A 23,824-nucleotide genomic window follows, 5' to 3' on the forward strand; every position below is an offset into this window, starting at 1 on the left:
CGGATGTCGCAGGCGAGCGCGATCTCCAGTCCGCCGCCAAGGCAGTGGCCCGAGACCGCGGCGATGATTAGCTTCGGCGTCCGCTCGAATTTGGCCAGAACCTCGTGCGCATGGAGGTCAAAGGCTGCGCGCTCGTAGGCAGTGCCGGACTTGAGCGCCGCGACGTTGGCGCCTGCGGAGAAGAATCGCGGAAGATCGCTCGCCACGACAACAACTTTGATCGTCGGATCGAAGCGCACCTGATAGATCGCATCGTCCAGCTCCTTCATGACCTGGTGGTCATACGCGTTCGCTGGCGGGTTGTTGAGCTTGATGATGCCGATTCCGTTGTCGCGCTCGACGCTGACTGCCATCGTATCCCTCCCCTTATTCGGTTCGTTGGCACGCTAGGCGATAGATTGCTGGCGCCCATCCGGACGCTTGCGTCGTGGTGGGGGCCCCTCGAATACAGAATCGAAATAGGCGTTGGCCCGATCGGCTAGCAGGCTGTGGAAGGCATAGAACAGATCCCGTGCTTCTCCCCCGTGCCAAAGGTCCGGCAGCAGCTCGGACGGAAGGTCGGGATCGATGAAGAAGAACCTGCGGTATTCGTGGATCAAGAGGAACCGCCGAACGAAGCATTCGCTTGCCGGGACGTCAGAGCGTTCCTTCAGGTCCTGGTAAAGCGGTTGGTGCTTCGCGAGGAATGCCGCGTACCGACGATTGAGGCCCGCCAGATCCCAGCAACGGGCGGCGAGCTCAGAATCGCTGGACGCGCCATCGTGGGTCGCGGTGAACATCTCGATGTGGTGTTCGATTCCCAGGCTGGCGACGACATCGAGGACCTTGGCTTCCACGTCGTGGGGGCAGATCCACGAGCCGCTGCTCAGCGGCCCGTAACCCAGCCATGCGAGCTGTTTGCGCAGCTCCGTACGGACCTCGCGCTTGCGCTCCGGAATCGAGTAGACGAGGATGCGCCAGCGATGATCCCACGGCTCCGGCCGCCGAACGAAGATGCGCCGCTCCCCCTCCTCGAGGAGACGCTTGGTCCGCGCCGTGGCGCCGTAGTACGATCGGTTGCCGACGCGGCGCACCTTCAGCCAACCGTGTTGGCCCATGCGCGAGAGCGCGGAGCGCACAGCCTGCTGCGAGAGGCCGAACTGCGCGGCGATCTGAATCAGACTGCCTACCCAGATCTCTCCACCACGATGCATGATGTAATCGCCGAACAGCGTAAACATCATCGACTGCGGACGGACCAGAACCATCAACCCACCACGCGCGGATTGGCAAAACGGGCTAGCGACTTCGCCGGACGGCGGACAGGCGGACCGGTGATATGTCATTTTTCGACGTAGCGCCTACAGTCCGCCACATGGTAATGTATCCGTCGACATGGAGCCTGTCAAGGACGCGCCGCTTGGGTGCGGAGCTAGGAGAAAGGGATCATGGCAAAGATGCTCATCGGCGGTGAGGCGGTAGACGCCGCCAGCGCCGATACATACGAGATTCGTAACCCGGCGACCGGCGAGGTGGTCGATCGCGCGCCCAAGGGCGATGAACGCGACGTCCAGGCGGCAATCGCGGCGGCAGAGGCCGCCTTTCCGGACTGGGCGGCGACCACGCCCGAAGATCGTGGGAAGGCGCTGCAGTCCGCGTGCGAGCTGATCCAAGAGCGGCGCCAGGAGATCGCGCAGCTCCTGACCCAGGAGCAGGGCAAGACGCTTTTCGAGGCGAACCTCGAAGTTCACCACCTGCTTCACGGACTCGAGTTCTATGCGGGGCTCGCGTCGAAGGTCCGCGGGTCCCACGTTCCGCTTCCGCAGAAAGACGCGTACGGCCTGGTCCTCCGCCAGCCGATCGGGGTGTGCGGCGGAATCGTCCCCTGGAACTTTCCCCTCACCCTCATGGGAACGAAGCTGGGCCCGGCGCTGGCAGCCGGCAACACCATCATCATCAAGCCCGCTTCGACGACGCCGCTGGCCACACTCCTGTGCGTGGAGCAGATCCAGAAGGCCACGTACGCCGACGGCAAGAAGACGCTTCCCAAGGGCGTCGTGAATGTCGTGACCGGACCGGGTGGCACAGTGGGCGAGGAGATCATCCGGAACCCGCGCATCCGACGGATCGCCTTCACGGGGTCCACCGAAGTTGGCCGCCACGTGATGGAGGTCGCGGGGCGCGAGATCAAACGCGTCACCCTCGAGCTGGGCGGCAGCGACCCCATGATCGTCATGGACGATGCCAACGTCGATGTCGCGATCAAGATGGCCGACGTGGGCCGCTTCTTCAATTGCGGACAGATGTGCCTCGGCGTCAAGCGGCTCTTCCTGCACGACGCCATCGCAGACACGTTCATCGACGGCCTCGCCGACATCCTCCGGAAGAAGACCGTTGGTAATGGAATGAACCGCGAGAGCCGCATGGGACCTCTGCACCTCGCATACCAGCGCGAGGAGGTCGAGGGACAGGTGGAGGAAGCCCGGAGCCGAGGCGCAAAGGTCGTCGTCGGCGGCGCGCGGCCATCAGGGGATGGACTGGATAACGGTTTCTTCTACCAGCCGACGCTTCTGACAAACGTGCCCGACGATGCGCGAATCACGCGCGAGGAATGCTTCGGCCCCGCCCTCCCCATCTTCCGATTCACCGACCTCGACGAGGCGATCGAACGGGCAAACGCCTCGATCTACGGGCTCGGAGCATCCATCTGGACGCGCAATCTGGTCCACGCCAACAAGGCGATTGAGCGGCTGCAGGCCGGCAATGTGTGGGTGAATTCGCTGCACTACGGCTACGACGAATTGCCGTTCGGCGGCGTAAAGGCGAGCGGCGTTGGCCGCGAGCACGGGCCCGAAGCGCTCGACTACTATTTGGAGCCCAAGGGGGTCGTGATCGTCAACGTGTGACTGACCGCGAAGGGGTGCATTTGGCCCGCACACTGACCGATTGACGCTCCGGTTGTCAAGTGATATCGTCCCGGTACCAGCGACAGGGCGAGAGCGGCAAGATTGGAGGTCCGCATGGCAGTCGAGCAGGCAACCGGAACCAACCCGATGCAGGCGTTCTACCAGGAGATCGCGGGGAAGGGATTGGATGCCCTCTGGCGACGGCATCAGGAGGAGCGGCCGCCCACCATCTCCTACCCACCTCGGCTCTGGAAATGGTCGACGATTGAGCCGCTGACCCGCCGCGCGATGGACCTCGTGAAGCCCGGGCCCGACGCCCAGCGGCGGGTGCTCACCCTGAACAATCCCGCCACCCGGGGCGGCGCAACCCACACCCTTACGGCCGCGGTCCAGGTCGTGCTCCCCGGTGAGATCGCGCCGTCGCATCGGCACACCGCGGCTGCGATTCGCTGGATCATTCAGGGAACCGGCACGGTGACCATGGTCGACGGGGAGCCGTGCGCGATGGAGCCGGGTGACCTGGTCCTCACGCCGGGATGGTCGTGGCACGGCCACATCAACCGGTCCGACGGGCCAATGATCTGGATGGACAGCCTCGACGTGCCGATCGTCAGCATGCTCCGAGCCATGCGTCAGGAGGACTATCCGGACGAGCTCAATCCCGCCACCAAGTCCGTCGGCGACTCAGAGGCCCGATATGGAGCGGGGTACCTCCAACCATTCTGGGAGCATACCTCCGCCCCGATCTCCCCGTTGCTCCGGTTCCCATGGGCACGGACGGAGCACGCGCTCCACGAGCTGGCGAAGTACGATGCCAGCCCCTTCGACGACGTCGCGTTCCGGTTCACGAATCCCGTCACCGGTGGGCACGTGCTTCCGACCATTGGCTGCAACATTCAAATGCTCCGACCGGGCGCGCACACCAAGGCTCACCGCCACACGACGACCGCCGTCTACCAGGGATTCCGCGGGAGCGGCTCCATTATCGTGAACGGTACGCAGATCGACTGGGAGCAAGGAGACTTCGTGGCGCTGCCGCCGTGGGCATGGCATGAGCACGTCAACCGATCCACCACGGAGGAGGCCATCCTCTTCTCGACGAGCGACGCGCCCATTTTCGATGCCCTCAACCTCTACACGGAGGAGCCATACACCGAGCGGAACGGTCATCAGGAAGTGACGGGGCACTACACCGACGACTAGCGCCAGCGAGCAGCGAAATGGAGGAGCCGCCCCGCGGGGCGGCTCCTCGGTCTCTTCGGTGAATCGGGAAACGAACGTCAGGACTGGAAGCGCGGGACGACGACGCTCAGAATCGAGACAGCGAGAAACGCGACGCCCACGGCAATGGTGAGCTGAAACAACGTTCGCTCCACGCCTCGGCGGGTTCGGAAGATGGACGTGTCGGCGCTATAGCCGGCGGCGAACCCCGTCCCCCTTGTCTGGAGCAGGATCAACACAATGAGCAGCCCGGAGACGAGGATCTGGGCAAGGTTCAGATAGGGGACGAGTGCCTGCAAGGCGATACTCCGACCAGGTTTGTCCGCGGGGGGTAGGGCCCCACCACGGGCAGTGTATCACACGAATTGGCCGATCTTCGCCCACGATCGGGCGCGCTCGCTCGACTCCTCGTAGATCTTCATAATCGCCTGCGCGAGGCGAGTCGAGTCGTGCCGCACTGCGTTGTGCTCGTCCACGACTTCCGCGAGCACGAGCCGTGGACCGGGGCCTTCGCCACGTCGGTCCTCCTCAGGCGGGACGGGGAGCACCTTCCCACTGGGTGGCATGGGCAGCCCGAGACGACTATTCGCGAGCACCACGTCAAACGGGTTTCGCCTGTTGCCCAGATGCCGGAGCAGCGCGTCGATATGGTCGCTGATCCCGTAGCCGTCGGTCTCGCCCGGCTGCGTCGCGACGTTGCAGACGTAGATCTTCGTCGCCGAAGTCTCGCTCAGCGCCCGGCCAATCCCATGAACCATCAAGTTGGGAAGCACGCTGGTATACAGGCTCCCGGGGCCCACGACCACCAGGTCTGCCTCCATGATCGCCTTGATGGACGCCGGGTACGCCAGCGCATCGCCGGGCTCGAGGTAGACGCGGCGAATCCGCTGGCCGCACGCGGAGATGCTCGACTCACCCTGCACGCGGAGCGCGTCGTCCATTTCAGCGCAGAGCGTGACGTCGGCGAGCGTCGACGGCAAGACCTGGCCTCGCACCGCCAGGACTCGACTCGACTCTTCGAGCGCGCGCTCGAAATTGCCCGTCACCTCGCTCATGGCGACGATGAACAGGTTTCCGAAGCTGTGACCCTCCAGCTCGGAGCCGTGGTTGAACCGATACTGGAAGAGGTTCTCCATCAGCGGCTCGACATCGGCGAGCGCCACCATGCAGTTCCGAAAGTCCCCGGGAGGCAGCACGCCCATATCGCGCCGTAGGCGGCCTGAGCTGCCACCGTCGTCCGCGACCGTTACGATGGCTGTCAGATTGCTGGTGTACGCCTTGAGGCCGCGCAGCGCGACGGACAGGCCGGTCCCCCCGCCGATGACGACAATCTTCGGCCCGCGCTGTCGAAAGCGATAGCTGTAGATCGCGTCGACGACGCTGCGGTTGCCAGTTCCGACGAAGGCGGCAAGGAGGGATTGATTCAGCTTCAGAAGCCCAAAGACGAAGCACGGCAAACCGACCAGCAAGAACAGGAGCCCGCGCACGAGCCGGTCGATGAACTGGAGCGTGACGAAGCTCGCGACTTCGGGCAGCGGCTGGACGCGATAGATGTGCGTGAGGATGTACGCGAAGCCCAGGCTCGTCGTGACGAGCCCGACGACGATGAGAAGGATCCAGCGCTTGACGTGCATCCCCGGCTGGAGAAGCTTGGCAGCGTTCAACACGGCGTATCCCCTTGAGGGACTCGCGTCCGGCGCATTGCCCATTCTACTGGGCGGCGGCCATACGGGGCATATCAATTATGTTGCGGATCGTAAACACAGCCGTCGCCGCGCTCACCGTAGCCTATATTGCTAGAATACCGCTCCGCGCGGCGATGGTTCCCGCAAATGGTTCCGTTGAGTCAAAAATGTTTCACTCAGCGCGCTCTCGGCCCCGCGCCACGTTGGCCGCATGACCTTCGCCCGGCGACGGCGAGCATCCGCGCGTTCGGCGATCTTTTGGACAGCAGTGTGCGTGGCGACGCTCGTTGCCGGTCTGCTCTTCGGGCGCATCGTGTTCGCCGGACGCGGCGGGTCGCGGACTGCTCCCGTGTCAGCAACGAGTCTGGCGGCGGAATCGGTCGACGTGAAGATTCGCGTCGACGCGCCCGAGGAAGCGACGACCGACGTTCCGGCGACCGAGCCGCCGCTCAGCTCCGCCTCTGCAACGACTCCCGCGACGCCGGCTCCGACAAAAACCCCGCGCCCGATGCCCACGCCTTTCTCGGTACCCGTCTCCTCCCCATATAGTCCTCGGCCGCTAACGCCGGATCACGAGCTGGCGCAACAGATCGCGCAAACGTTGGCGGGGCACGCCGGGAAATACGGCATCGCGATTGAAGATCTATCGACAGGCCGAAGTGTCCTCATCGACCCAGACGGCGAATACCAGGCAGCGAGCTTGTTCAAGCTGACGGTGATGTATGAGGTGTACAAGCAACGGGAGCTGGGCGCCCTCTCCTTCGGCGAAGAGCTGGTCCTGACCGAGCGCCACGTCGCGTACGATCTCGGGACCCTCGACAGGCCGGCGGGCTCCACGATTGAGCTGGACGAAGCCCTCGAGCGCATGATCACGATCAGCGATAACAGCTCCGCCATCCTGCTGAGCGATCGCGTGGGCGCCACCAACATCAACCGCGACATGCAGGGAATCGGGCTTCGCCACACCCGACTGATTCTCGATGACGTGACGACGTCCCCGGGCGACATGCTGACCTTCATGGAGATGCTCGCCCGGGGACAGGGTATCGACCGAGAGGCGAGCGCTGAAATGATTCAGCTCCTGTCCCGGCAGCGAGTCAACGACCGGATTCCTCGCTTGCTGCCGGCGGGGACGACCGTCGCTCACAAGACGGGTAATCTCCCCGGGGTCGTCAACGACGCCGGGATCATTTATGGTCCCGACGCCACCGTGATCGTGGTCGTTCTCGCCAATGGGACTCCGGAGGAGAGTACGGCGGCACAGCTCACCGCGAACATCGCAGCCGCCGCGTACGCGCGCTACCGGTCGGGCGGATCATCTGAGGTCCAATATCCGACTGCGGATGCGACCGCCACGGCGCCTCCGCCCGCCAACGCCACAGCTTCCCGGACGTCCGCCTCGGACAGCGAAGCGCCCGTCCCTACCGCTGAGAAGTCGCGGGAGGCCGAAGCTCCGACATTGACCCTCGCTGTCGAGACTCTCGCGGCACTTGCCTCGCCCACGCCATCGGCGGCGGGCGCTGCGACGCTCTCGCCAACGGCGACGCCTCAATCCGCCACGCCCGCCGGTGAGCGCGCCGTGCCATCCCGTTCCGCCGCTCCCGTCAACACCCTGGCGCCGATTCTCACCCCTCGGACACCCACTCCCGGGCCATAAGCTCCTTCAGCGCGTCGTCTGGGCGCTGCCCCTCGAAGATTACCCGGTGGACCCCTTCACAGATCGGCATCTCCACGCCCGCGTCGCGCGCGAGCGCCCGAATCCCCTGGGCGGACGGTATTCCTTCGATCACCATGCGCGTGCTCTGGACAACCTCGTCCAGCGTGCGCCCGCGGCCGATCTGCTCGCCTGCCCATCGGTTGCGGCTGTGCCGGCTTGTGCACGTCGCGATGACGTCGCCAACGCCGGCCAGTCCCGCCACGGTTGCGAAGGAGCCACCGTGCGTTGCGACGAGCCGCCAGATCTCTGCGAGGGCGCGGGTGATGAGGGCAGCCTTGCTGTTATCGCCGTAGCCCAAGCCGTCGCCGATCCCCGCCGCGATCGCAATGACATTTTTGGCCGCGCTGCACAGCTCCACACCGGCAACATCGCTATTGGTGTAGACCCGAAACATCGGCGCTCCGAGGAGTTTTTGGAGCCGCCGCGCCACGTCTGCGTCTGAGCACGCGAGCACCGCCGCCGTTGGCAGACCCCGCGCCACCTCCTCGGCGTGATTTGGCCCTGCCAAGACCGCAACCCTCGATGCGCACTCCGCGCCCAGCGCCTCTCCCAGCACGGCCGAAAGTCGCCTCCACGTGCCCGGCTCCAACCCCTTCGTGCCGTGCACGAGGAGGGTGTCGGGCCGAATGAGGCCGCAAAGCTGCCCCGCCAGCTCCCGCATGTAGCTCGCGATGACGGCGACTACGACGGCATCCGCGCCCTCGACGGCGCTCGCCAGATCGCTCGTCACGCGGACCGTCGGTGGAACCATGACGTACGGGAGGTAATCGCCATTCTCCCGCGTGGCCGCGATCCGGGCGGCAAGCTCCGGACGCCGTGCCCACAGGCGCACGTCGTGGCCGTTGTTGCTCAGCATCACCGCGAGGGCGGTGCCCCATCCGCCCGCGTTGATTACGGCAATGGCGTGAGACTCGTGAGGATCGGAGGGAGACCTGGCTCCACCGATGCCCCTTGCGCTCCGTCCACGATTCGCAGAGAATCCGCCCGTGGAACTGTTCGCTTCCCCTCCGCTCGCCATGAGCCTCCCGTCGGCAATCCTCGTGAGTGCGCTCGCGTACGTCCTCGGGAGCTTTCCGACCGGCGCAATTATCGCGCGGGTCTACGGGAAGTTCGACCTGACACGGGTGGGAAGCTCGCGGACCGGCGCCACGAACGCCCTGCGCACGATGGGAATCGGCGCAGGGGTTATCGTGCTCGTCGGTGATTTTGCGAAAGGCGCGCTGGCGGTGCTTCTGGCGAAGGGGCTGGTGGGCGATCCCCTTGGGGTCGGGCTCGCGGCGTTTTTCGCCGTCGTTGGGCACAACCGATCGGTGTTCCTGGGCTTTCGCGGAGGCCGAGGCGTCGTGACTGGACTTGGCGGCCTCGCGGTGATAGCCCCATGGATCTTCGTGGTCGTGGCCGTCGCCGGTTCGATCGTGTGCGGCATCACGCGCTACGTATCGCTGGGCTCGATCTGCGGCGCCGTGATCGCGATACCCCTCGCGTTAGGCGCGACAGTCGCTGGCACCATGCCGGCGGTCTTGACCGTCTATGTCGTGATAACGGCCAGCCTTATCATCGCAGCCCACGCCGACAACATCTCCCGCCTCCTGTCCGGAACCGAGCGGCGCCTCGGGGAATCGATTGATCGGCGGTCCGCTCCTTAGTTGCCGCGCAGCGTGGCGGGCGCGTCGCTACGGCTTGCGGCGGAGCTGATCCATAAGGCTGGCCATCTCGATAGCGTCGACGGCCGCGTCGTACCCTTTGTTCCCCGATTTCGTTCCCGCGCGCTCGATGGCCTGCTCGATGGTGTCGGTCGTGAGGACGCCAAAGATGATGGGCACGCCGGTCGCCCGGGCGGCGCTCGCGATGCCGGAGGCCGTCTCGCCCGACACGTAGCCGAAGTGCGGCGTAGCGCCGCGAATCACTGCTCCCAGGCAAACCACCGCCGAATACCGCCCGCTCGCGGCCATCGTTTGCGCGACCAGCGGAATCTCGAGCGCGCCCGGCACATGCGCGACGTCGATACAGTCGTCGGAAACGCCGTGGGATCGAAACGCGTCCCTCGCTCCCGCCAGCAACCGATCGGTGATGAACTCGTTGAAGCGCGAAACGACGATGGCGAATTGCCTGTCCTCAGCGCGAAGCATCCCGCGGAATTCCGGCATGTCAGTCGAGCCCCAGTAGGTGCCCGAGCTTCGCCTGTTTGACGCGCAAGTACTGTCGGTTGCTCTCCGTTGGCTCGGTTACGAGCGGCACGCGCTCCACAGCCTCCAACCCGAACGCCTCGAGACCGACCCGCTTGGCCGGATTGTTCGTCACAATTCGCATCTTGCTGACCCCTAGGTCGATGAGGATCTGGGCGCCGATTCCGTAGTCGCGCTGGTCAGGTGGGAAGCCGAGGTGCTCGTTGGCCTCCACCGTGTCCATGCCGGCGTCCTGGAGCTGGTAAGCACGGATCTTGTTGACGAGCCCAATTCCGCGGCCCTCCTGGCGCATGTACAAGACGATGCCGCGGCCCTCGTCCTGGATCATCTTCATGGCTTGTCGCAGCTGGACGCCACAATCGCACCGCTGCGAGCCGAACACGTCGCCAGTCAGGCACTCGGAGTGCGCACGAACGAGGGGCGGTGGGTCTCCGGAAATGTCTCCCTGCACGAGGGCGAGGTGGTGCTTGTCGTCGACGAGGGATTCGTAGATGTGGAGCGCCCACACACCAAATTCGGTCGGAATCGTCGTCTGCGCGATCTTCCGGATCAGGCGCTCCGTTCGGCGCCGGTACTCGATGAGCGAGGCCACGGAGATCACCTTGATGCCGTGCTGCGCGGAGAATTGCTCCAGCTCCGGGAGGCGCGCCATCGTCCCGTCTTCGTTCATGATCTCGCAGATGACGGCGGCGGGATACAGCCCCGCGAGCTTCGCCAGGTCGACGGACGCCTCGGTCTGCCCGGTCCGACGCAGCACGCCGCCCTCAGCGTAGCGAAGCGGGAACACGTGACCGGGTCGGGAAAGGTCGGATGCCTTCGTCTTCGGATCGATGAGCGCATGCACGGTTGCCGCCCGGTCGGCCGCGGAGATGCCCGTGCTCACCCCTCGACGGGCGTCGACGGCGACGGTGAAGGCAGTGCCGTAGCTCGATGTGTTGGTGTCGACCATCATCGGGATCTCCAGCTCATCGAGCCGGCTTCCCACGATCGGGACGCAGATCAAGCCGCGTCCGTAGCGCGCCATGAAGTTGATGGCCTCGGGAGAGACGTGGTCCGCGGCAATGGCGAGGTCCCCTTCATTTTCCCGGTCCTCGTCATCGACGATGATGACGAACTTTCCTTCTCGGAACTCTTGGATGGCTTCTTGGATACTGCTCAGCGGCACTCTCGCCTCCCCGGACGACGCAACCTTAAGATACTGCGCTCCCCCCGTCTACTCTGATGCCCACGATGCTTTCAACGTACTTCGCCAAGACGTCGACCTCGAGGTTGACCGCGTCTCCTTCGCGTTTTTGTGAGAGGGCGACGTGGTCGCGGGTGTAGGCCACCAGCGCGATGCCGAATCGATCGCCGGACCGCTCGGTCACCGTGAGGCTGACTCCGTCCAACGCGACGAACCCTTTTTCCACGATGTACCTTGCCAAGTTGGGCGGCACCTGAAACGTCATGCGGACCGAATCACCTTCTGGCACGACACCGACGACCTTTGCGACCCCGTCCACGTGCCCCTGCACGATGTGGCCGCCGAGTCGATCGGATGCGCGCACGGCACGCTCGAGATTGACACGGCTTCCCTTGCGCAAGGACGCCAGGGAGGTGCGGCGAAGCGTCTCGGGGGAGAGACCGACACGAAAGCCGCCCTCCTCCAACGCCGCGACGGTGAGGCACGTCCCGTCGACGCTTACACTGTCGCCGAGCGCCAGGCCGTCGAGTACGACATTCGCGGCAACCGAAAGGGCCACCGCGTCTCCCTCCTGCGTGAGGGCGCGGACCGTTCCGACCTCTTCGACGATTCCTGTGAACACCGCTAGTCCCCCATCTCCTGGGCGCTCATGATGTCGTCGTGCGGTCGCAGGAGGAGACGTAGCCTTCGAGGAGCATGTCCGACCCGAGCGGCGTCCACCGGGTGTCGGTAAGGGTCCAAGCGGCGTCCATCGTCTCGACGCCACGGCCTTCCACGGGAGACGGCGCGCCCGCACCGCCAACGATCTTGGGGGCGAAAAAAGCGCAGATTTTGTGAACCGCCCCAGCTTGCAACAGGCTCCAGGCCAGGCTCCCGCCGCACTCGGCCAGCACGGACGTGATGTTCCGCTGGCCCAGCTCGCGCAGCGCGGCGCAAACGTCGACGCGGGCATCGCGCGATGGAACAACGATCGTCTCAACGCCAAACGCCCGTAAGTCGCGCAGCTTCGACTCCGGCGCTCGATCCGTCGTACATAAAATGGTCGTACCCGGCAACGATCCGGAGACGACGCGCGATGAGAGATCCACGCGCGCGCTCGAGTCGAATACCACCCGAGTGGGCTGGTGCACGGGTTGGTTCTCGACGTCGCCAAATTCGCCCGGACGAGCGGTGAGCTGGGGATCATCGGCCAGGACCGTTCCGACGCCGACCAGGACCGCGTCCACACGCGACCGAAGCCGCGCGACGTATCTCCGCGCCTCAACGCCCGTCACCCAGAACGATGAGCCGGTGCGCGTGGCGATCTTGCCATCGACAGTAACCGCGTATTTCAGCGTCACGAACGGCACGCGGGTCCGCACCCAGGTCAAGTAGGCCTCGTTGAGGCGACGGGCGTCCTCCTCGTGTTCGCCGACGCTGGTCGCAATGCCGGCGTCTCGCAGCGCGGCGAGTCCGCCCCCATTCACCCACGGGCTCGGGTCGACCATCGCCGCATGGACCGAGCGAATGCCCGCCGAGATGATGGCTTCGGTACACGGTGGAGTCCGACCGTGGTGGCTGCAGGGCTCCAGAGTGACGTAGAGCGTCGCACCGTTCGCGCGCGGTCCAGCCGCTCGGAGGGCGATGATCTCCGCGTGGGCTTGGCCCGGAGGCTGGGTCCACCCTTCGCCGACGATCTCTCCGTCCCGAACGATCACGGCGCCCACGGCAGGGTTCGGGCTGCACCAACCGAGAGATCGCTCGGCCAGCCCGAGTGCGCGTGCCATGTACGTCACGGGTCGCTGCTCCCATAGAAAGGCGGCTCGAAGACACAGCGTCCCGAGTCGCCTGAGCGACGCCCGTGCCTTCTCCCATCCGGACTTTACCGTCGGCTCTGGTGTTCCACCAGATCTGCCGCCCAATCAGACGGCTCGCGGGCTTCCCGACAGGGGCGCCCCACTGAGCGCTCCCGCGAGTCACCGCCGGTCAGGAATTGGCCGCCTTGGGCGGCCTCACCTCGCCCCGAAGGACTTCAGATATGGACTTGTGCTGGTGTTATATCTCGCGCCCCGGGGGGCGTCAAGAATCGTTGCGCTTTACCGCTGGCTGAGGGGTACGACCCGCTTGTCCCGGGGACCGACGTACTCGGACCTGGGCCGAATCAGCCGGTTGTTGCCAAGCTGCTCCAACACGTGAGCGCACCAGCCCGAGATCCGACTCGCGGCAAAGATTGGCGTGTAGAGATCGATGGGAATGCCCATAACGTAGTAGGCGGACGCGGAGTAGAAATCGACGTTCGCATGGAGGCCCTTTTCCGCCAGCATCACACGCTGGATGCGGTCTGACATGCGGAACCACTGCGGATGCCCAGTGCGCTCGCCCAGCTCGCGGGACATCTCCTTCAGTTCCACCGCTCGCGGATCGTCCGTCTTGTACACGCGGTGGCCGAAGCCCATGATCCGGGCCTTGCGCGCGAGCGCACCACGAATCCACTCTTCCGCAGCATCCTCAGAGCCGACCTGGAGCAGCATGCGCATGACCTGCTCGTTCGCGCCACCGTGAAGCGGTCCGGAGAGGGTGCCGATGGCGGCCGTGATCGCGTCGTAGAGGTCAGAGAGGGTCGCAATCGTGACGCGCGCCGAAAAGGTGGACGCGTTCAGCTCGTGATCGGCGTGCAGGATAAGGGCCACATCCATGGTTTTCGCCATGTAGTCGTCGGGGCGCTCGCCGTTCAGCATGTACAGGAGGTTGGCAGCCTGGCTGAGGGTCGGGTCGGGCTCGACGATCGGCTTCCCCTCGCGGATTCGATGGTATGTTGTGATGATGGTGGGAATCTGCGCCGCCAATCGCACGGCCTTTCGACGCGTCGCATCGATGGAATTGTCTCGGCCGTCCGGATCATAAAGTCCGAGGATCGAGACGACGGTCCGCAGCACATCCATCGGCGGGGATCCGCTGGGGAGCGCACGCAGCACGTCGACGACACCCGGTGGGATGGTTCGATTGTTGCGAAGCTGGGCATTCAGCTCGTCGAGCTGCGCGCGGTTGGGGAGATCATCGTGCCACAGGAGGTAGATAACCTCTTCAAATGTCGTGTGCTCGACGAGATCGTGAATGTCATAACCACGATAGATCAGCTGGCCAGTTCTGCCGTTGACGTCGCAAATCGATGATGTGGAGACAACGACATCTTCCAGGCCCATGTCTGTAGCAGCCATGCTTGCCTCCTTGGTGGCGGGCACACGCCCACCCCAGTATATCGCCAGCTTCGCTGGGGTTGCCCCGCCCTCCGGCGGCGCGCTCGGGACAGACGCTTCGCGTGAATGCGACGGTTGGCTACGCCGTAGCCGAATCGACCACTTTGAGGAGCTCGAGGGGGCGAAATGGCTTGGTCAAATACGTGTCGGCCCCGGCTGCTAAGCCCGCCTGCTGATCGGACGGTTCCGCAGCTCCCGTGAGCATGACAACTTTCACGTCTTGCAGCTCGGGATCCGCCTTGATTCGGCGGCAAACTTCCAGGCCGTCCAGGTCCGGCATGTTGACGTCGAGCAACACCAGGACCGGCCGCTGGGCCTTGGTGATTACCAGCGCATCGATTCCGGTCCCTGCCTCCAGGATCTGATATTCCTCACCGGACAGGGTGGTGCTGACGAGGAGACGGAGCGACGGATCGTCGTCTGCGATCAATATCTTGCGAGTGCCCGCCCGGCCTTTTGCCGCGATTCGGCGCGACAGGGTTCGCATCGATGCGCGAGCGGCCGCGAGATCCTGTGCGTAGAGAAGCGCCTGGTCCGGGGGCAGCGCTGCGTGGCCCGGTTTCCTCTCGTCGGTTCTCTTCTCAGGAGAATCGGCCAAGCACTTCCTCCTCCGGTGACCTGATCACAGCGGCTCTGATATCTCAGCCAAGCCGCGACGACGGGGAAACGCAGTCGCTTGGCGGCGCGCAGCCCGCGAGTGACGGTAGGATACTACAAAGGCAGGATGGAGAAAAGGATTGGCAAACCGCCTGATATCGGAGTCGAGCCCGTACCTGCGCCAGCACGCCCACAACCCGGTTGACTGGTATCCCTGGGGCGACGATGCGCTCGCCAAAGCGCGGGATGAGGACAAGCCGCTCCTGCTGAGCATCGGGTATTCCGCGTGTCATTGGTGCCACGTCATGGCGCACGAGTCATTCGAGGATCCGCACACCGCCGCCATCATGAACGAGCGGTTCGTCAACGTCAAAGTCGATCGGGAGGAGAGGCCCGACCTCGACCAGATCTACATGACTGCCGTGCAGGGCATGACCGGCCAGGGTGGATGGCCCATGACCGTCTTCCTCACTCCGGACGGGAAGCCCTTTTATGGGGGGACCTACTTTCCACCCACCGACCGTGGCGGCATGCCAGCCTTTCAACGCGTCCTGCTCTCCGTCTCGGAGGCGTTTCGCTCGCAGCGCAGCCAGGTCGGCGTGCAAGCGGATCGCGTTGCCGCGTTCATTCGCGACCAAACGCGCGTTCGCGCTGCGAGCACCGCGCTGGATCGATCGGTCCTGCAGGGCGCAGCACAGGCGATGCTGGAGCGATTCGATCGCGAGAATGGCGGCTACGCAGGCGCGCCGAAGTTCCCCCAGGCCATGGCTCTCGACTTCATGCTGCGCAGCTACACCCGAACGCACGACGCGGACCAATTGGCAATGGTCATGACGTCTCTTCGCCACATGGCTCAGGGCGGAATCTACGATCAGGTGGGCGGTGGATTCCATCGGTACACGGTCGACGGCGAGTGGGTGGTCCCCCACTTCGAGAAGATGCTGTACGACAACGCGCTGCTCGCCCAGGTCTACATCCACGCCTTTCAGCTCACCGGCGACTCGGAAGCTCGCCGAATCGCCCAAGAGACATTGGACTTCGTGGCCCGGGAAATGCGTGACGCCAGCGGCGGCTTCTACAGCACGCTCGATGCTGATAGTGAAGGCGTCGAGGGCAAGTACTACGTGTGGAGTGCGGACGAGTTCAACGCCGTCGTCGGCTCCGACGACGCTGACCTCGTGCGAGAGCACTTTGGTGTGACCCGTGAGGGAAATTTCGAGGGCAAGTCGATCTTGACGATCGCGACCCCAGTACGCGAGCTTGCCCAGCGGCTCCATCGTTCTGAATCGGACGTGGAGGCAGCCATCGCGCGTGGGCGCGGGCGGTTGTTTGCAGCGCGCAGCGCTCGCGTCCGCCCAGGCCTCGACGACAAGATCCTGGCATCCTGGAATGGCTTGATGCTCCGAGCATTCGCGGAGGCCGCGCGCGTTCTCGGCCGCCCTTCGGACCGCGCAATCGCAGAGGCCAGCGCCGACTTCCTGGTCCGCGAATTGTGGCGGGACGGCCACGTCATTCGCGTGTACAAGGACGGTGGGGCGAAGATTCGCGGCTATTTGGAAGACTATGCAGCCACCGCCGATGGGCTCCTGGCTACCTACGAGGACTCGTACGATCCATCGCGCTTCATGGCGGCCAAGGAGATCACCGACCGAATGATTGACCTATTCTGGGACGAGGCCGATGGGCGCTTCTATGACGCCGCCTCCGACGGAGAGACGCTCGTCGCGCGCCCGCGCGATCTGTGGGACAACGCCACGCCATCGGGCACGTCGCTAGCCTGCCACGTGCTGCTCCAGCTCTGGTGCTTGACGGGCGACCCGCGCTACGAGCGGATCGCCCGCAGTGCAATGGCTGAGATTGCGGACTTGCTTCGCCAGCACCCCGTTGGCTTCGGGAACATGCTGGCAGCCGTCGACTTCCTGCTCGCGCCGCCATGTGAGATCGCAATCATCGGCGAGGTCGGTTCGCCCGACATGCAGCGTATGCTCGAGCCGTTCCGTCGGGAGTACTTGCCCAATGCCGTCCTTGCCGTCCGTGACGCACGCGAACCCACAGCGACCCCGACGATCCCGCTTCTCGACGGACGCACGATTCTCAACGGCACGAGCACCGCCTACGTCTGCCGGGGATTCGTCTGCGATGCGCCCGTCACAGATCCCGATTCAGCTTTGGAAATCGTCCGGCGCGCGGGTTAGCGGGGTGGATCCGTTGAAAGCTCGATGCGATTGCCGCAAGGGTCCGAGAAATAGAGCGAATACCCGGGTCCTTCCCGATGTATCCGAGTCCCTTCGATCTTGACGCCCTTGCCCTCCAGCTCGCGGGTGACCGATTCCAGGTCTCCCGGCCAGTCGATGTCGAAGGTATGATGCGGAACGCCGGGGCGTGGCCCCTCAGACGCGTCGAACAAGCCAAGCGTCAGGCCGCCGAGATCGATGTGCGCGACGGTCACGCCGCCGATGTTCATGCTCCGGCCCTCGTCTCCGCCTACGAAATCGCGATAGAAGCGAACCATCTCGTCGAGGTTTTCCGCGTTGATGTTCCACGATCGCGCACCCTTGACTTTGAACACGCAGGGCCTCCTTCCGTGGAGTTCGTGGATTCGATACTATCACAGCCCGATCTGCCGAGCGGTTTGGTAGGAGCTATGGAGCGGAGGCGGTGACGAGCACTCCCATCGCCGCGGGAGACGACCGGCCAGCCGCGTGGCGCGTTTGGTGGCGCCTTGCGAGACCCTTCTCCCTCACCGCATCCATCGTTCCCGTACTCGTCGGCGGTTCTCTGGCCTTCGCGACGGGCGACCTTCGGTCACCTTCGCTCTTCGTCGCCATGCTGGTGGCGTCAGTCCTCATCCAGATCGCCACGAACATGTTCAATGAGTACTTCGACTTTCGACATGGCCTCGATACGCCCGAGACCGTTGGCATCGCAGGGGCAATTGTCCGAGGGCACGTTCCGGCCGCTCAGGTCTTTTGGGCCGCCGTGGCGTGCTTGGTGCTGGCACTGGGACTTGGTCTTGCGATCGTCGCGCGCACGTCGCTCGCAGTCCTCGTCGCCGGAGTTGCCAGTGCGCTCGCCGGCTTCCTGTACACAGGCGGACCGCTCCCCATCGCGTACACGCCGCTCGGGGAGGTCGAGGTCTTCCTCTTCATGGGGCCGATGATTGTTGGTCTCGCCTACTTCATTCAGGCCGGAACCCTATCGGCGGGCGCCCTCTGGGCATCCATTCCGATCGGATGCCTGGTCGCGGCGATCCTACTCGCCAATAACCTGCGCGACGTGGTGGCGGATGGGAAGGTCGGCCGCCACACCGTCCCGGTCACCTTCGGTCGATGGACGGGATTGGCCCTGTACGCCGCGCTCTTCGTGGCTGCCTATGTCACCAACGTCGCCGCCGTCGTCGCGGGGCAGCTTCCGGTCACCGCGCTTTTCCCGATCGTTCTCGTGGGGGTTCCCCCGAAATTGGTGCGGCTGTTCGTTTCGACGGAAGATCCGCGCGCGCTCAACGCCGCGGTTCGCGGGTCAGCCCAGCTTCACGCGCGATTCGGGCTCCTCTTTGCCCTCGGTATCGCCGTCGGGCCGCTCATCGGATGGCGCACGCCGGTACTTTGACAGGGTTCATGCCCCACCGCTACACTCGGCAGATGTTGCCACGCCACACCACCCTTTGGCCGGCACACGCGTGAGTCGCGTCTGCCGCGGGGTGACGTTCGCGATGGCCGTCCGATGATTGGGTAGGAGTTGCACATCGATGGGTTCTCTCGTCAAGAAGCGCCGGAAAAAGATGCGGCGGCACAAGTACCGAAAGATGCTGAAGAAGTATCGGCGGCGCAACCGCTAGCTTCTGCTCCCCACGGGGAGCGGAGGCGCGTCTGGATCGGCGAAGACGAGGGACAGATCGCGCTCATCGTGGACGGCGTCGTCCAGTCCGTCCACGTCGATAGCGGACCACTCGGCCCTGGCTACTGGCCGCTGATGTTGCCCGAAGCCCACCCGCGCACCGCCTTGATCCTCGGCCTGGGCGGCGGCACTATCGCCCACCTCCTCAGGAAACGATTTGGAGCAGTCCGAATCGTCGGCGTGGACAACGATCCGGCCATCATCCGTATCGCGCGAAGCGCCTTTAGCATTGAGCGATGCACGAACGAGATCGTCGAGGCGGACGCCTTCGCCTTCGTCGACCGGGTGGAAACGGTCTTCGACTACATCGCCGTGGACCTGTTCGCTGACGGGATGGTCCCGCCGGCGATCTTCCGCCGGCCCTTCCTCCGACGCATCCGCCAGGCACTGGCGCCGGGCGGAATCGCGGCGTTCAATTTCTTCAACGACCGCCGCACGGCGGCTCGAGTGGATCGGCTGAAGCGCACGTTTCCCCGCGTGGCGCTCCTGAAATCCCGCGAGAACGTCGTGGCGCACTGCCGGCCGCGATAGACGTCATCGCACGCGACCGAACGTGGTAGACAGATGGCGGAGGCGGTCAGCGTGCTCATCGCGGAGCTGGTCGTGACGCAGGCGCCATGCCCAATTGCCCTCCGCGCGACCAGGGAAGTTCATGCGGGCATCCGTGTCCAGACTGAGAACGTCCTGAACGGGGACGATCGCCAGGTCCGCGACGGATGCGAAGGCGAGTCGGATGAGGTCCCAGGCGATGTCCTCGCCGGATACCCCCATGTACTGGGTGGCGTGTGCACGCTCGGCCGGGGTCGCGGAGCGAAACCAGCCGAGCGTCGTATCGTTGTCGTGCGTTCCGGTGTAGACGACGCAGTTCGGCTCGAAATTGTGGGGTAAGAACGGATTCGTCGGTCCGGAATCCCAGGCGAATTGGAGGACCTTCATCCCTGGATATCCGAGCCGTTGGCGGAGGGCGACCACGTCCGGCGTGATGTAACCCAGGTCCTCCACGATGATGGGAAGGCTCCCCAGGGCATCTCGAAGGGCGCAAAACACCGCGTCACCGGGAACCTCGACCCACCGGCCATTGACAGCGGTGGACTCGCTTGCGGGAATCTCCCAGCACGCACAGAAGCCCCGGAAATGATCGATCCGGACGATGTCGACCGTGCGCAGCAGCATGCGGAACCGGGCAATCCACCAGCGAAATCCGTCCTCCGCCATCCGATCCCATCGATAGAGAGGATTACCCCAGCGCTGGCCCGTGGACGAGAAATAGTCCGGCGGCACCCCGGCAACAACGGTCGGGTTCCCCGCTGAATCAAGGTGAAACAGCTCCTGATTGGCCCACACATCGGCGCTGTCGTGCGCCACGAAGATCGGAAGGTCTCCGACGATCTGCACGTGGCGCTCGGCCGCGTATTGGTGAAGCGCCGACCATTGCCGCCAGAAAAGGAACTGCGCGAAACGGTGATAGGCGACCTCGTCGGCCAGACTACGCCGTGCCTGCTCCAGCGCCCGTGGGTCCCGAGCCCGAAGGCCAGACGGCCAGCGCTGCCACGGATTGCGATCGAACTGGTCGCGAAGGGCCATGAACAGCGTAAAATCGTCCAGCCACTCTCGCTGGTCCGAGCGGAAGGACTCAAGCTGGTCGCGAAGCCATGGCGGCCCGTCGGTCGCCGCGCGGGCCGCGGCTCGGCGGAGCATGCGGTCCTTGAGGACGGCGACCGCAGCGTAGTCGACGCGTTCCTCCCGGAATGGCGGCAGCGCATCCAGCTCGGACGAATCGATCAAGCCCTCGTCGCGCAAGATCTCCGGAGAGATCAAGAGCGGGTTTCCGGCAAATGCGGAACGGGCCGCGTAGGGGGAGTCACCGAACCCCGTCGGTCCGAGGGGCAGGAGCTGCCACAGCTGCTGCCCCGCGCGCGCGAGGAAGTCGACGAACTGGTAGGCCGCGGGTCCAAAGTCACCGATCCCGCAGCGGCTCGGCAGCGAAGTGGGGTGCAGGAGTAGCCCGCCGGCCCGCGGAAATCGCGAAAAGCTTGCATTTCGCGCTTCGTCGCCCATGCCAAATCCAGTTCGTTACGGTGTGGCTTCGCCGCGATCCATCATCTGGTGGCGAGATGATCGATCTGCGGGAATCTCTGCAACGGCCCGGCTCGTACAGCCTCTAGACACTATACGTACTCGGAGTCTTCGTTCATGGCAGTTCGACGGGTCGCACCCCTCACGCTCATCGCCGCGGCGAGTCTGATACTCCTGGCGTGCGGAGGGGCAGCGAGCGAATCCGACTCAACGACGGACAATTCGACGGCGCGTGCGCAGAATGCGGCGACGGGATCAAAAGCCGCGTCGGCGGACCAGTCGATCGCGATCAGCACGGGGGACTATTTCTTCAGCCCGTCGGAGGTCGCCGTGCGGCCAGGCACGATCTCGGTGACGATTTCGAACGACGGACCCCGTCGGCATACCTTCTACGTGCGGAATGTCGCGGATACGGACGACATCGTCTCGACGGACCGCCTCGTCGCCGGCGGCACGGAAACGGTAACCTTTACGCTGCCCACCGAGGGGCGCTATCGAATCTATTGCGCGATCCCGGGCCACGCGGATCGCGGGGAGATCGGCTGGTTCGTCGCAACGTCTGCCACCTCGTAACCGGTCCAGAGGCGATGGTTTCGATCTGCCGGACCGCACGTGGATAAGACCGGTCTGACCCTCATCGCGTTGTGGATCCACGTGCCCTTCGTCACCGCCTGGATCGGGCTGGCCATCGTCGATCTCGTGGCCGCGACGGTGCCCGGGCTCGACGACGCCCAGCGCGGACGCCTGATCTCCTGGTCGCGACCATTCATCGTCGTCGGCATTGTCGTCATCGTACTGACCGGCGTATGGCAGACGATGTTCAATCCGTTCCGCGAAGCGCTCTCGTTCGGCGCGCTGGAGCAGCTTCGGGAGACCACCGTGTACGGGATGGTCCTGTTCTGGAAGCATGGCTTCGTGCTCGCCACCTTCACGATGACCGCGCTCATCCGCTTCGTGCTGGCGCCGCGACTCATCGCCGCCGCAGAAGACGGATCCTCGGCCGATCAGGTCCGGCGCTCCGTCCAATCCCTCGCCGTCCTGAACCTCGTGGCGTGTTTCGGCGCGCTGCTCCTCGCGACACGGATGGTATGGGAGCTCCACTGAGGGGGAGCGTGCGGTCCCCATCCCACCGCTGCTCGCCCGGACTGGCTCGAGCGTTTGCGATCTGTGCCGTCAGGCGATCGACCCATCCGTACAAGCCCGCTCGAGGGACGGACGGGAGCTGTCATTCTCAGCCCGCAGGCGAACAGGCTGGCGCGATTTGACCGTTAGCGAGTAGATTCTTCGGTTCGCACAGGATGGCCGGTCATCTTTCGGCCGCGCCGCCTAGGATTGTCGGCGGGCGGCATCCGAGGCCTGGCGAACGATGGCGAGGAAAGAGTCGGCCTGCAGGCTCGCTCCGCCGACAAGGGCGCCGTCGATCTCCGGATGGGCCGCGAACGCGGGAAAGTTCTGTGGCGTGACACTGCCGCCGTACAGAATACGGATCCCCTGACCCGCGGCGCCGCCCGCGATCTCGCTCACCACGCCCCGGATGTGGCGGATGACGCGCCCCGCGTCCTCGGGCGTCGCAGCCTTGCCAGTGCCGATCGCCCAGATCGGTTCGTAGGCGATCGCCACGTTTTCCAGTGAGCTCACGTCGCGCAGCGCCGATTGCACCTGGTGCTCCACGTACTGTTCTGTGTTGCCCGCCTCGTTCTCCGAAAGGGGTTCCCCGACGCAGAGAATGACCCGGAGATTCCAGGCGAGCGCGGCGAGGACCTTCCGGTTCACGTCCTCGTTCGTCTCGTGGAAGAGCTGGCGGCGCTCCGAGTGGCCGAGAATGACGAAGTCGGCCAGCCCCTGAAGCATGGCGACAGAGACCTCACCGGTAAACGCGCCCTTCGGTTCCCAGTGGGCGTTTTGGGCGCCGACGAGGATGCCCGATCCCATCACGCGGCTTCGAACCGCATCCAGAGATATGAAGGGGGGACAGACGACTTTCTCGACCCGCTCGATGAAAGGCAGCTCGTTCAACATCGCGTCGACCAGCGCCGCCGCCTCAGGGATGGTGGTGTTCATCTTCCAGTTGCCCGCCACAATCGGCACGCGGGCACCGACGGGCCGCTGTTGTGGCGCGGATCCAGAAGCTTCGGTGGCGGTCAACCCGATCTCCTCAACACGCTCACGCCGGGAAGCGCGCGACCCTCGAGATACTCGAGCGATGCCCCACCACCCGTCGATACGTGGGTGAATCGCGACGGATCGCTGAAGCGCTCGATCGCGGCGACGGTATCGCCGCCCCCGACGACGCTGATCGCCTCGCTCGCGGCGACGGCATCGGCGATCGCCGCGGTGCCCGCCGCGAACGGCCGGCACTCGAACACGCCCATGGGACCGTTCCACAGAATCGTCCCTGCCGATCGAATGCCCTCGCGAAACCGCTCGACACTCCTCGGGCCGATGTCCAACATCATCATGTCTCGAGGAATCGCACCCACCTCCACGGTCACCGTGTGGGCCGATTCGTCGACACGGTCGGCGCAGACGCCGTCGACCGGCAAGAGTAGGCCTGCGCCGCGGGCCTGCGCTCGTCGCATCAGATCGGCCGCGAGGCCAACGCGGTCCGCCTCCAGTAGGGAGCGGCCCACATCGATGCCCTCCGCCTTGAGAAACGTGCACGCCATCCCGCCGCCGATGATGAGGGTATCGATACGTGGCAGAAGGTTCTCCAGGACGCCGATCTTTGACGAAACCTTGGCTCCGCCGATGATCGCGACGAGCGGCCGTTTCGGATCTTCCAGCACCGAGCCCAAGGCGCGCAGCTCTCGCTCCATCAGCAAGCCGGCCACCGATGGCAGATTGGCTGCCACGCCGACCGTCGACGCGTGGGCGCGATGGGCCGTGCCAAAGGCGTCGTTCACGAACACGTCGCCGAATTTCGCCAGCTCGGCCGCGAACGCCGGGTCATTGGCTTCTTCTTCGGGGTAAAACCGGACGTTCTCGAGCAGCAAGATCTGGCCGGGCTGGAGTGCGGCGGCCTTTGCATGCGCGTCGGGCCCGATCGTTTCGCGTGCAAAGGCGACCGGAGCGCCGATGAGCGCTTCCAGCGCACGCGCAACGGGAGCCAGGCTCAGCTTCGGGTCAGCCTTCCCATCTGGA

The 23,824-nt window shown here is 64.9% G+C and carries 25 protein-coding genes and 1 riboswitch; of the genes, 10 read left to right on the forward strand and 15 right to left on the reverse strand.

Translation table 11 applies throughout. The features are described 5' to 3' along the window. Positions 1-353: enoyl-CoA hydratase/isomerase family protein (locus VFC51_03095; protein ID HZT05989.1), on the reverse strand; the 353-nt coding region annotated here is incomplete at its 3' end. A gap of 33 nt (positions 354-386) precedes the next feature. Continuing rightward, positions 387-1,247, reverse strand: coding sequence for a PaaX family transcriptional regulator C-terminal domain-containing protein (locus VFC51_03100; GenBank protein ID HZT05990.1), 861 nt, complete (start codon positions 1,245-1,247; stop codon positions 387-389). Between the two features lie 180 nt (positions 1,248-1,427). On the opposite strand from VFC51_03100, the gene VFC51_03105 reads away from it, so the two are divergent. Continuing rightward, a complete protein-coding gene (locus VFC51_03105; GenBank protein HZT05991.1) occupies positions 1,428-2,885 on the forward strand; it encodes an aldehyde dehydrogenase family protein in 1,458 nt (485 codons plus the stop codon). 114 nt (positions 2,886-2,999) lie between these two features. Then, a complete protein-coding gene (locus tag VFC51_03110) occupies positions 3,000-4,088 on the forward strand; it encodes a cupin domain-containing protein (protein ID HZT05992.1) in 1,089 nt (362 codons plus the stop codon). 77 nt (positions 4,089-4,165) lie between these two features. Here the strand turns inward: VFC51_03110 and secG are convergent, their stop codons facing one another. Together secG and VFC51_03120 are read right to left on the reverse strand one after the other, a co-directional pair. Next, complete coding sequence (gene secG / locus VFC51_03115) at positions 4,166-4,405, reverse strand: preprotein translocase subunit SecG (GenBank protein ID HZT05993.1); 240 nt, start codon at positions 4,403-4,405, stop codon at positions 4,166-4,168. 57 nt (positions 4,406-4,462) lie between these two features. After that, positions 4,463-5,773, reverse strand: coding sequence for a gluconeogenesis factor YvcK family protein (locus tag VFC51_03120; protein HZT05994.1), 1,311 nt, complete (start codon positions 5,771-5,773; stop codon positions 4,463-4,465). A gap of 292 nt (positions 5,774-6,065) precedes the next feature. Here VFC51_03120 and VFC51_03125 point away from each other — a divergent pair, with 292 nt between their 5' ends. After that, a complete protein-coding gene (locus VFC51_03125; protein ID HZT05995.1) occupies positions 6,066-7,448 on the forward strand; it encodes a serine hydrolase in 1,383 nt (460 codons plus the stop codon). On the opposite strand, the gene VFC51_03130 is transcribed toward VFC51_03125, so the two are convergent. Beyond that, the gene (locus VFC51_03130; protein HZT05996.1) at positions 7,417-8,454 is read right to left on the reverse strand and encodes an NAD(P)H-dependent glycerol-3-phosphate dehydrogenase; all 1,038 of its coding nucleotides are present in this window, start codon (positions 8,452-8,454) and stop codon (positions 7,417-7,419) included. The two genes, VFC51_03125 and VFC51_03130, sit on opposite strands and share 32 nt — an antisense overlap. A 40-nt stretch (positions 8,455-8,494) precedes the next feature. On the opposite strand from VFC51_03130, the gene plsY reads away from it, so the two are divergent. Then, a complete protein-coding gene (gene plsY, locus VFC51_03135; GenBank protein HZT05997.1) occupies positions 8,495-9,154 on the forward strand; it encodes a glycerol-3-phosphate 1-O-acyltransferase PlsY in 660 nt (219 codons plus the stop codon). Positions 9,155-9,181: 27 nt separating this feature from the next. On the opposite strand, the gene ribE is transcribed toward plsY, so the two are convergent. From ribE to VFC51_03165, 6 genes are all read right to left on the reverse strand, one after another. After that, a complete protein-coding gene (ribE, locus tag VFC51_03140) occupies positions 9,182-9,655 on the reverse strand; it encodes a 6,7-dimethyl-8-ribityllumazine synthase (GenBank protein ID HZT05998.1) in 474 nt (157 codons plus the stop codon). Between the two features lies 1 nt (position 9,656). Next, positions 9,657-10,859, reverse strand: a complete 1,203-nt coding sequence (locus tag VFC51_03145) for a bifunctional 3,4-dihydroxy-2-butanone-4-phosphate synthase/GTP cyclohydrolase II (protein ID HZT05999.1) — start codon at positions 10,857-10,859, stop codon at positions 9,657-9,659. A 25-nt stretch (positions 10,860-10,884) separates the two neighbouring features. Continuing rightward, the gene (locus VFC51_03150; protein HZT06000.1) at positions 10,885-11,499 is read right to left on the reverse strand and encodes a riboflavin synthase; all 615 of its coding nucleotides are present in this window, start codon (positions 11,497-11,499) and stop codon (positions 10,885-10,887) included. Between the two features lie 25 nt (positions 11,500-11,524). After that, positions 11,525-12,643: a bifunctional diaminohydroxyphosphoribosylaminopyrimidine deaminase/5-amino-6-(5-phosphoribosylamino)uracil reductase RibD gene (gene ribD, locus VFC51_03155; protein HZT06001.1), complete on the reverse strand. Its 1,119-nt coding sequence runs from the start codon at positions 12,641-12,643 to the stop codon at positions 11,525-11,527. Between the two features lie 72 nt (positions 12,644-12,715). Then, positions 12,716-12,890: riboswitch (FMN riboswitch) on the reverse strand. Between the two features lie 62 nt (positions 12,891-12,952). Continuing rightward, positions 12,953-14,074: a citrate synthase gene (locus VFC51_03160; protein HZT06002.1), complete on the reverse strand. Its 1,122-nt coding sequence runs from the start codon at positions 14,072-14,074 to the stop codon at positions 12,953-12,955. A gap of 118 nt (positions 14,075-14,192) precedes the next feature. Continuing rightward, the gene (locus VFC51_03165; protein ID HZT06003.1) at positions 14,193-14,711 is read right to left on the reverse strand and encodes a response regulator; all 519 of its coding nucleotides are present in this window, start codon (positions 14,709-14,711) and stop codon (positions 14,193-14,195) included. Positions 14,712-14,850: 139 nt separating this feature from the next. Between VFC51_03165 and VFC51_03170 the strand changes: the two genes are divergently transcribed. Then, entirely contained in the window at positions 14,851-16,905 is a 2,055-nt protein-coding gene (locus VFC51_03170) for a thioredoxin domain-containing protein (protein ID HZT06004.1), read from the forward strand. On the opposite strand, the gene VFC51_03175 is transcribed toward VFC51_03170, so the two are convergent. Further along, a complete protein-coding gene (locus VFC51_03175; GenBank protein HZT06005.1) occupies positions 16,902-17,279 on the reverse strand; it encodes a VOC family protein in 378 nt (125 codons plus the stop codon). The two genes, VFC51_03170 and VFC51_03175, sit on opposite strands and share 4 nt — an antisense overlap. Positions 17,280-17,368: 89 nt before the next feature. On the opposite strand from VFC51_03175, the gene VFC51_03180 reads away from it, so the two are divergent. The 3 genes from VFC51_03180 to VFC51_03190 all read left to right on the forward strand — a co-directional run bounded on the left by VFC51_03180 (position 17,369) and on the right by VFC51_03190 (position 19,138). Then, positions 17,369-18,319: a 1,4-dihydroxy-2-naphthoate polyprenyltransferase gene (locus VFC51_03180; GenBank protein ID HZT06006.1), complete on the forward strand. Its 951-nt coding sequence runs from the start codon at positions 17,369-17,371 to the stop codon at positions 18,317-18,319. A gap of 139 nt (positions 18,320-18,458) precedes the next feature. Further along, positions 18,459-18,548 carry an AURKAIP1/COX24 domain-containing protein gene (locus VFC51_03185; protein ID HZT06007.1) on the forward strand — a complete coding sequence of 30 codons (90 nt, stop codon included), beginning with the start codon at positions 18,459-18,461 and terminating at the stop codon, positions 18,546-18,548. Positions 18,549-18,616: 68 nt separating this feature from the next. Next, entirely contained in the window at positions 18,617-19,138 is a 522-nt protein-coding gene (locus VFC51_03190) for a fused MFS/spermidine synthase (GenBank protein ID HZT06008.1), read from the forward strand. Between the two features lie 3 nt (positions 19,139-19,141). On the opposite strand, the gene malQ is transcribed toward VFC51_03190, so the two are convergent. Continuing rightward, the gene (gene malQ, locus VFC51_03195; GenBank protein HZT06009.1) at positions 19,142-20,665 is read right to left on the reverse strand and encodes a 4-alpha-glucanotransferase; all 1,524 of its coding nucleotides are present in this window, start codon (positions 20,663-20,665) and stop codon (positions 19,142-19,144) included. 135 nt (positions 20,666-20,800) lie between these two features. Here malQ and VFC51_03200 point away from each other — a divergent pair, with 135 nt between their 5' ends. Next, positions 20,801-21,256, forward strand: a complete 456-nt coding sequence (locus VFC51_03200) for a cupredoxin domain-containing protein (protein HZT06010.1) — start codon at positions 20,801-20,803, stop codon at positions 21,254-21,256. Positions 21,257-21,295: 39 nt separating this feature from the next. Then, positions 21,296-21,787 carry a hypothetical protein gene (locus tag VFC51_03205; protein HZT06011.1) on the forward strand — a complete coding sequence of 164 codons (492 nt, stop codon included), beginning with the start codon at positions 21,296-21,298 and terminating at the stop codon, positions 21,785-21,787. A gap of 222 nt (positions 21,788-22,009) precedes the next feature. On the opposite strand, the gene tpiA is transcribed toward VFC51_03205, so the two are convergent. Both tpiA and VFC51_03215 read right to left on the reverse strand, forming a co-directional pair. Beyond that, positions 22,010-22,771, reverse strand: coding sequence for a triose-phosphate isomerase (gene tpiA, locus VFC51_03210; GenBank protein HZT06012.1), 762 nt, complete (start codon positions 22,769-22,771; stop codon positions 22,010-22,012). A 53-nt stretch (positions 22,772-22,824) separates the two neighbouring features. Further along, positions 22,825-23,824 (reverse strand): phosphoglycerate kinase (locus VFC51_03215; protein HZT06013.1); only part of this gene is annotated, 1,000 nt, incomplete at its 5' end.

Source organism: Chloroflexota bacterium, assembly GCA_035652535.1.
In the GTDB taxonomy this organism is placed as follows: Bacteria; Chloroflexota; UBA6077; order UBA6077; family SHYK01; genus DASRDP01.

Bases quoted from the DNA above. Each gene is read 5' to 3' on its own strand.
- VFC51_03185 (HZT06007.1), top strand. From the start codon at position 18,459: ATGGGTTCTCTCGTCAAGAAGCGCCGGAAAAAGATGCGGCGGCACAAG.
- ribD (HZT06001.1), bottom strand. From the start codon at position 12,643: ATGGCACGCGCACTCGGGCTGGCCGAGCGATCTCTCGGTTGGTGCAGC.
- VFC51_03105 (HZT05991.1), top strand. From the start codon at position 1,428: ATGGCAAAGATGCTCATCGGCGGTGAGGCGGTAGACGCCGCCAGCGCC.
- ribE (HZT05998.1), bottom strand. From the start codon at position 9,655: ATGCCGGAATTCCGCGGGATGCTTCGCGCTGAGGACAGGCAATTCGCC.
- VFC51_03110 (HZT05992.1), top strand. From the start codon at position 3,000: ATGGCAGTCGAGCAGGCAACCGGAACCAACCCGATGCAGGCGTTCTAC.
- VFC51_03200 (HZT06010.1), top strand. From the start codon at position 20,801: ATGGCAGTTCGACGGGTCGCACCCCTCACGCTCATCGCCGCGGCGAGT.
- VFC51_03100 (HZT05990.1), bottom strand. From the start codon at position 1,247: ATGGTTCTGGTCCGTCCGCAGTCGATGATGTTTACGCTGTTCGGCGAT.
- VFC51_03160 (HZT06002.1), bottom strand. From the start codon at position 14,074: ATGGCTGCTACAGACATGGGCCTGGAAGATGTCGTTGTCTCCACATCA.
- malQ (HZT06009.1), bottom strand. From the start codon at position 20,665: ATGGGCGACGAAGCGCGAAATGCAAGCTTTTCGCGATTTCCGCGGGCC.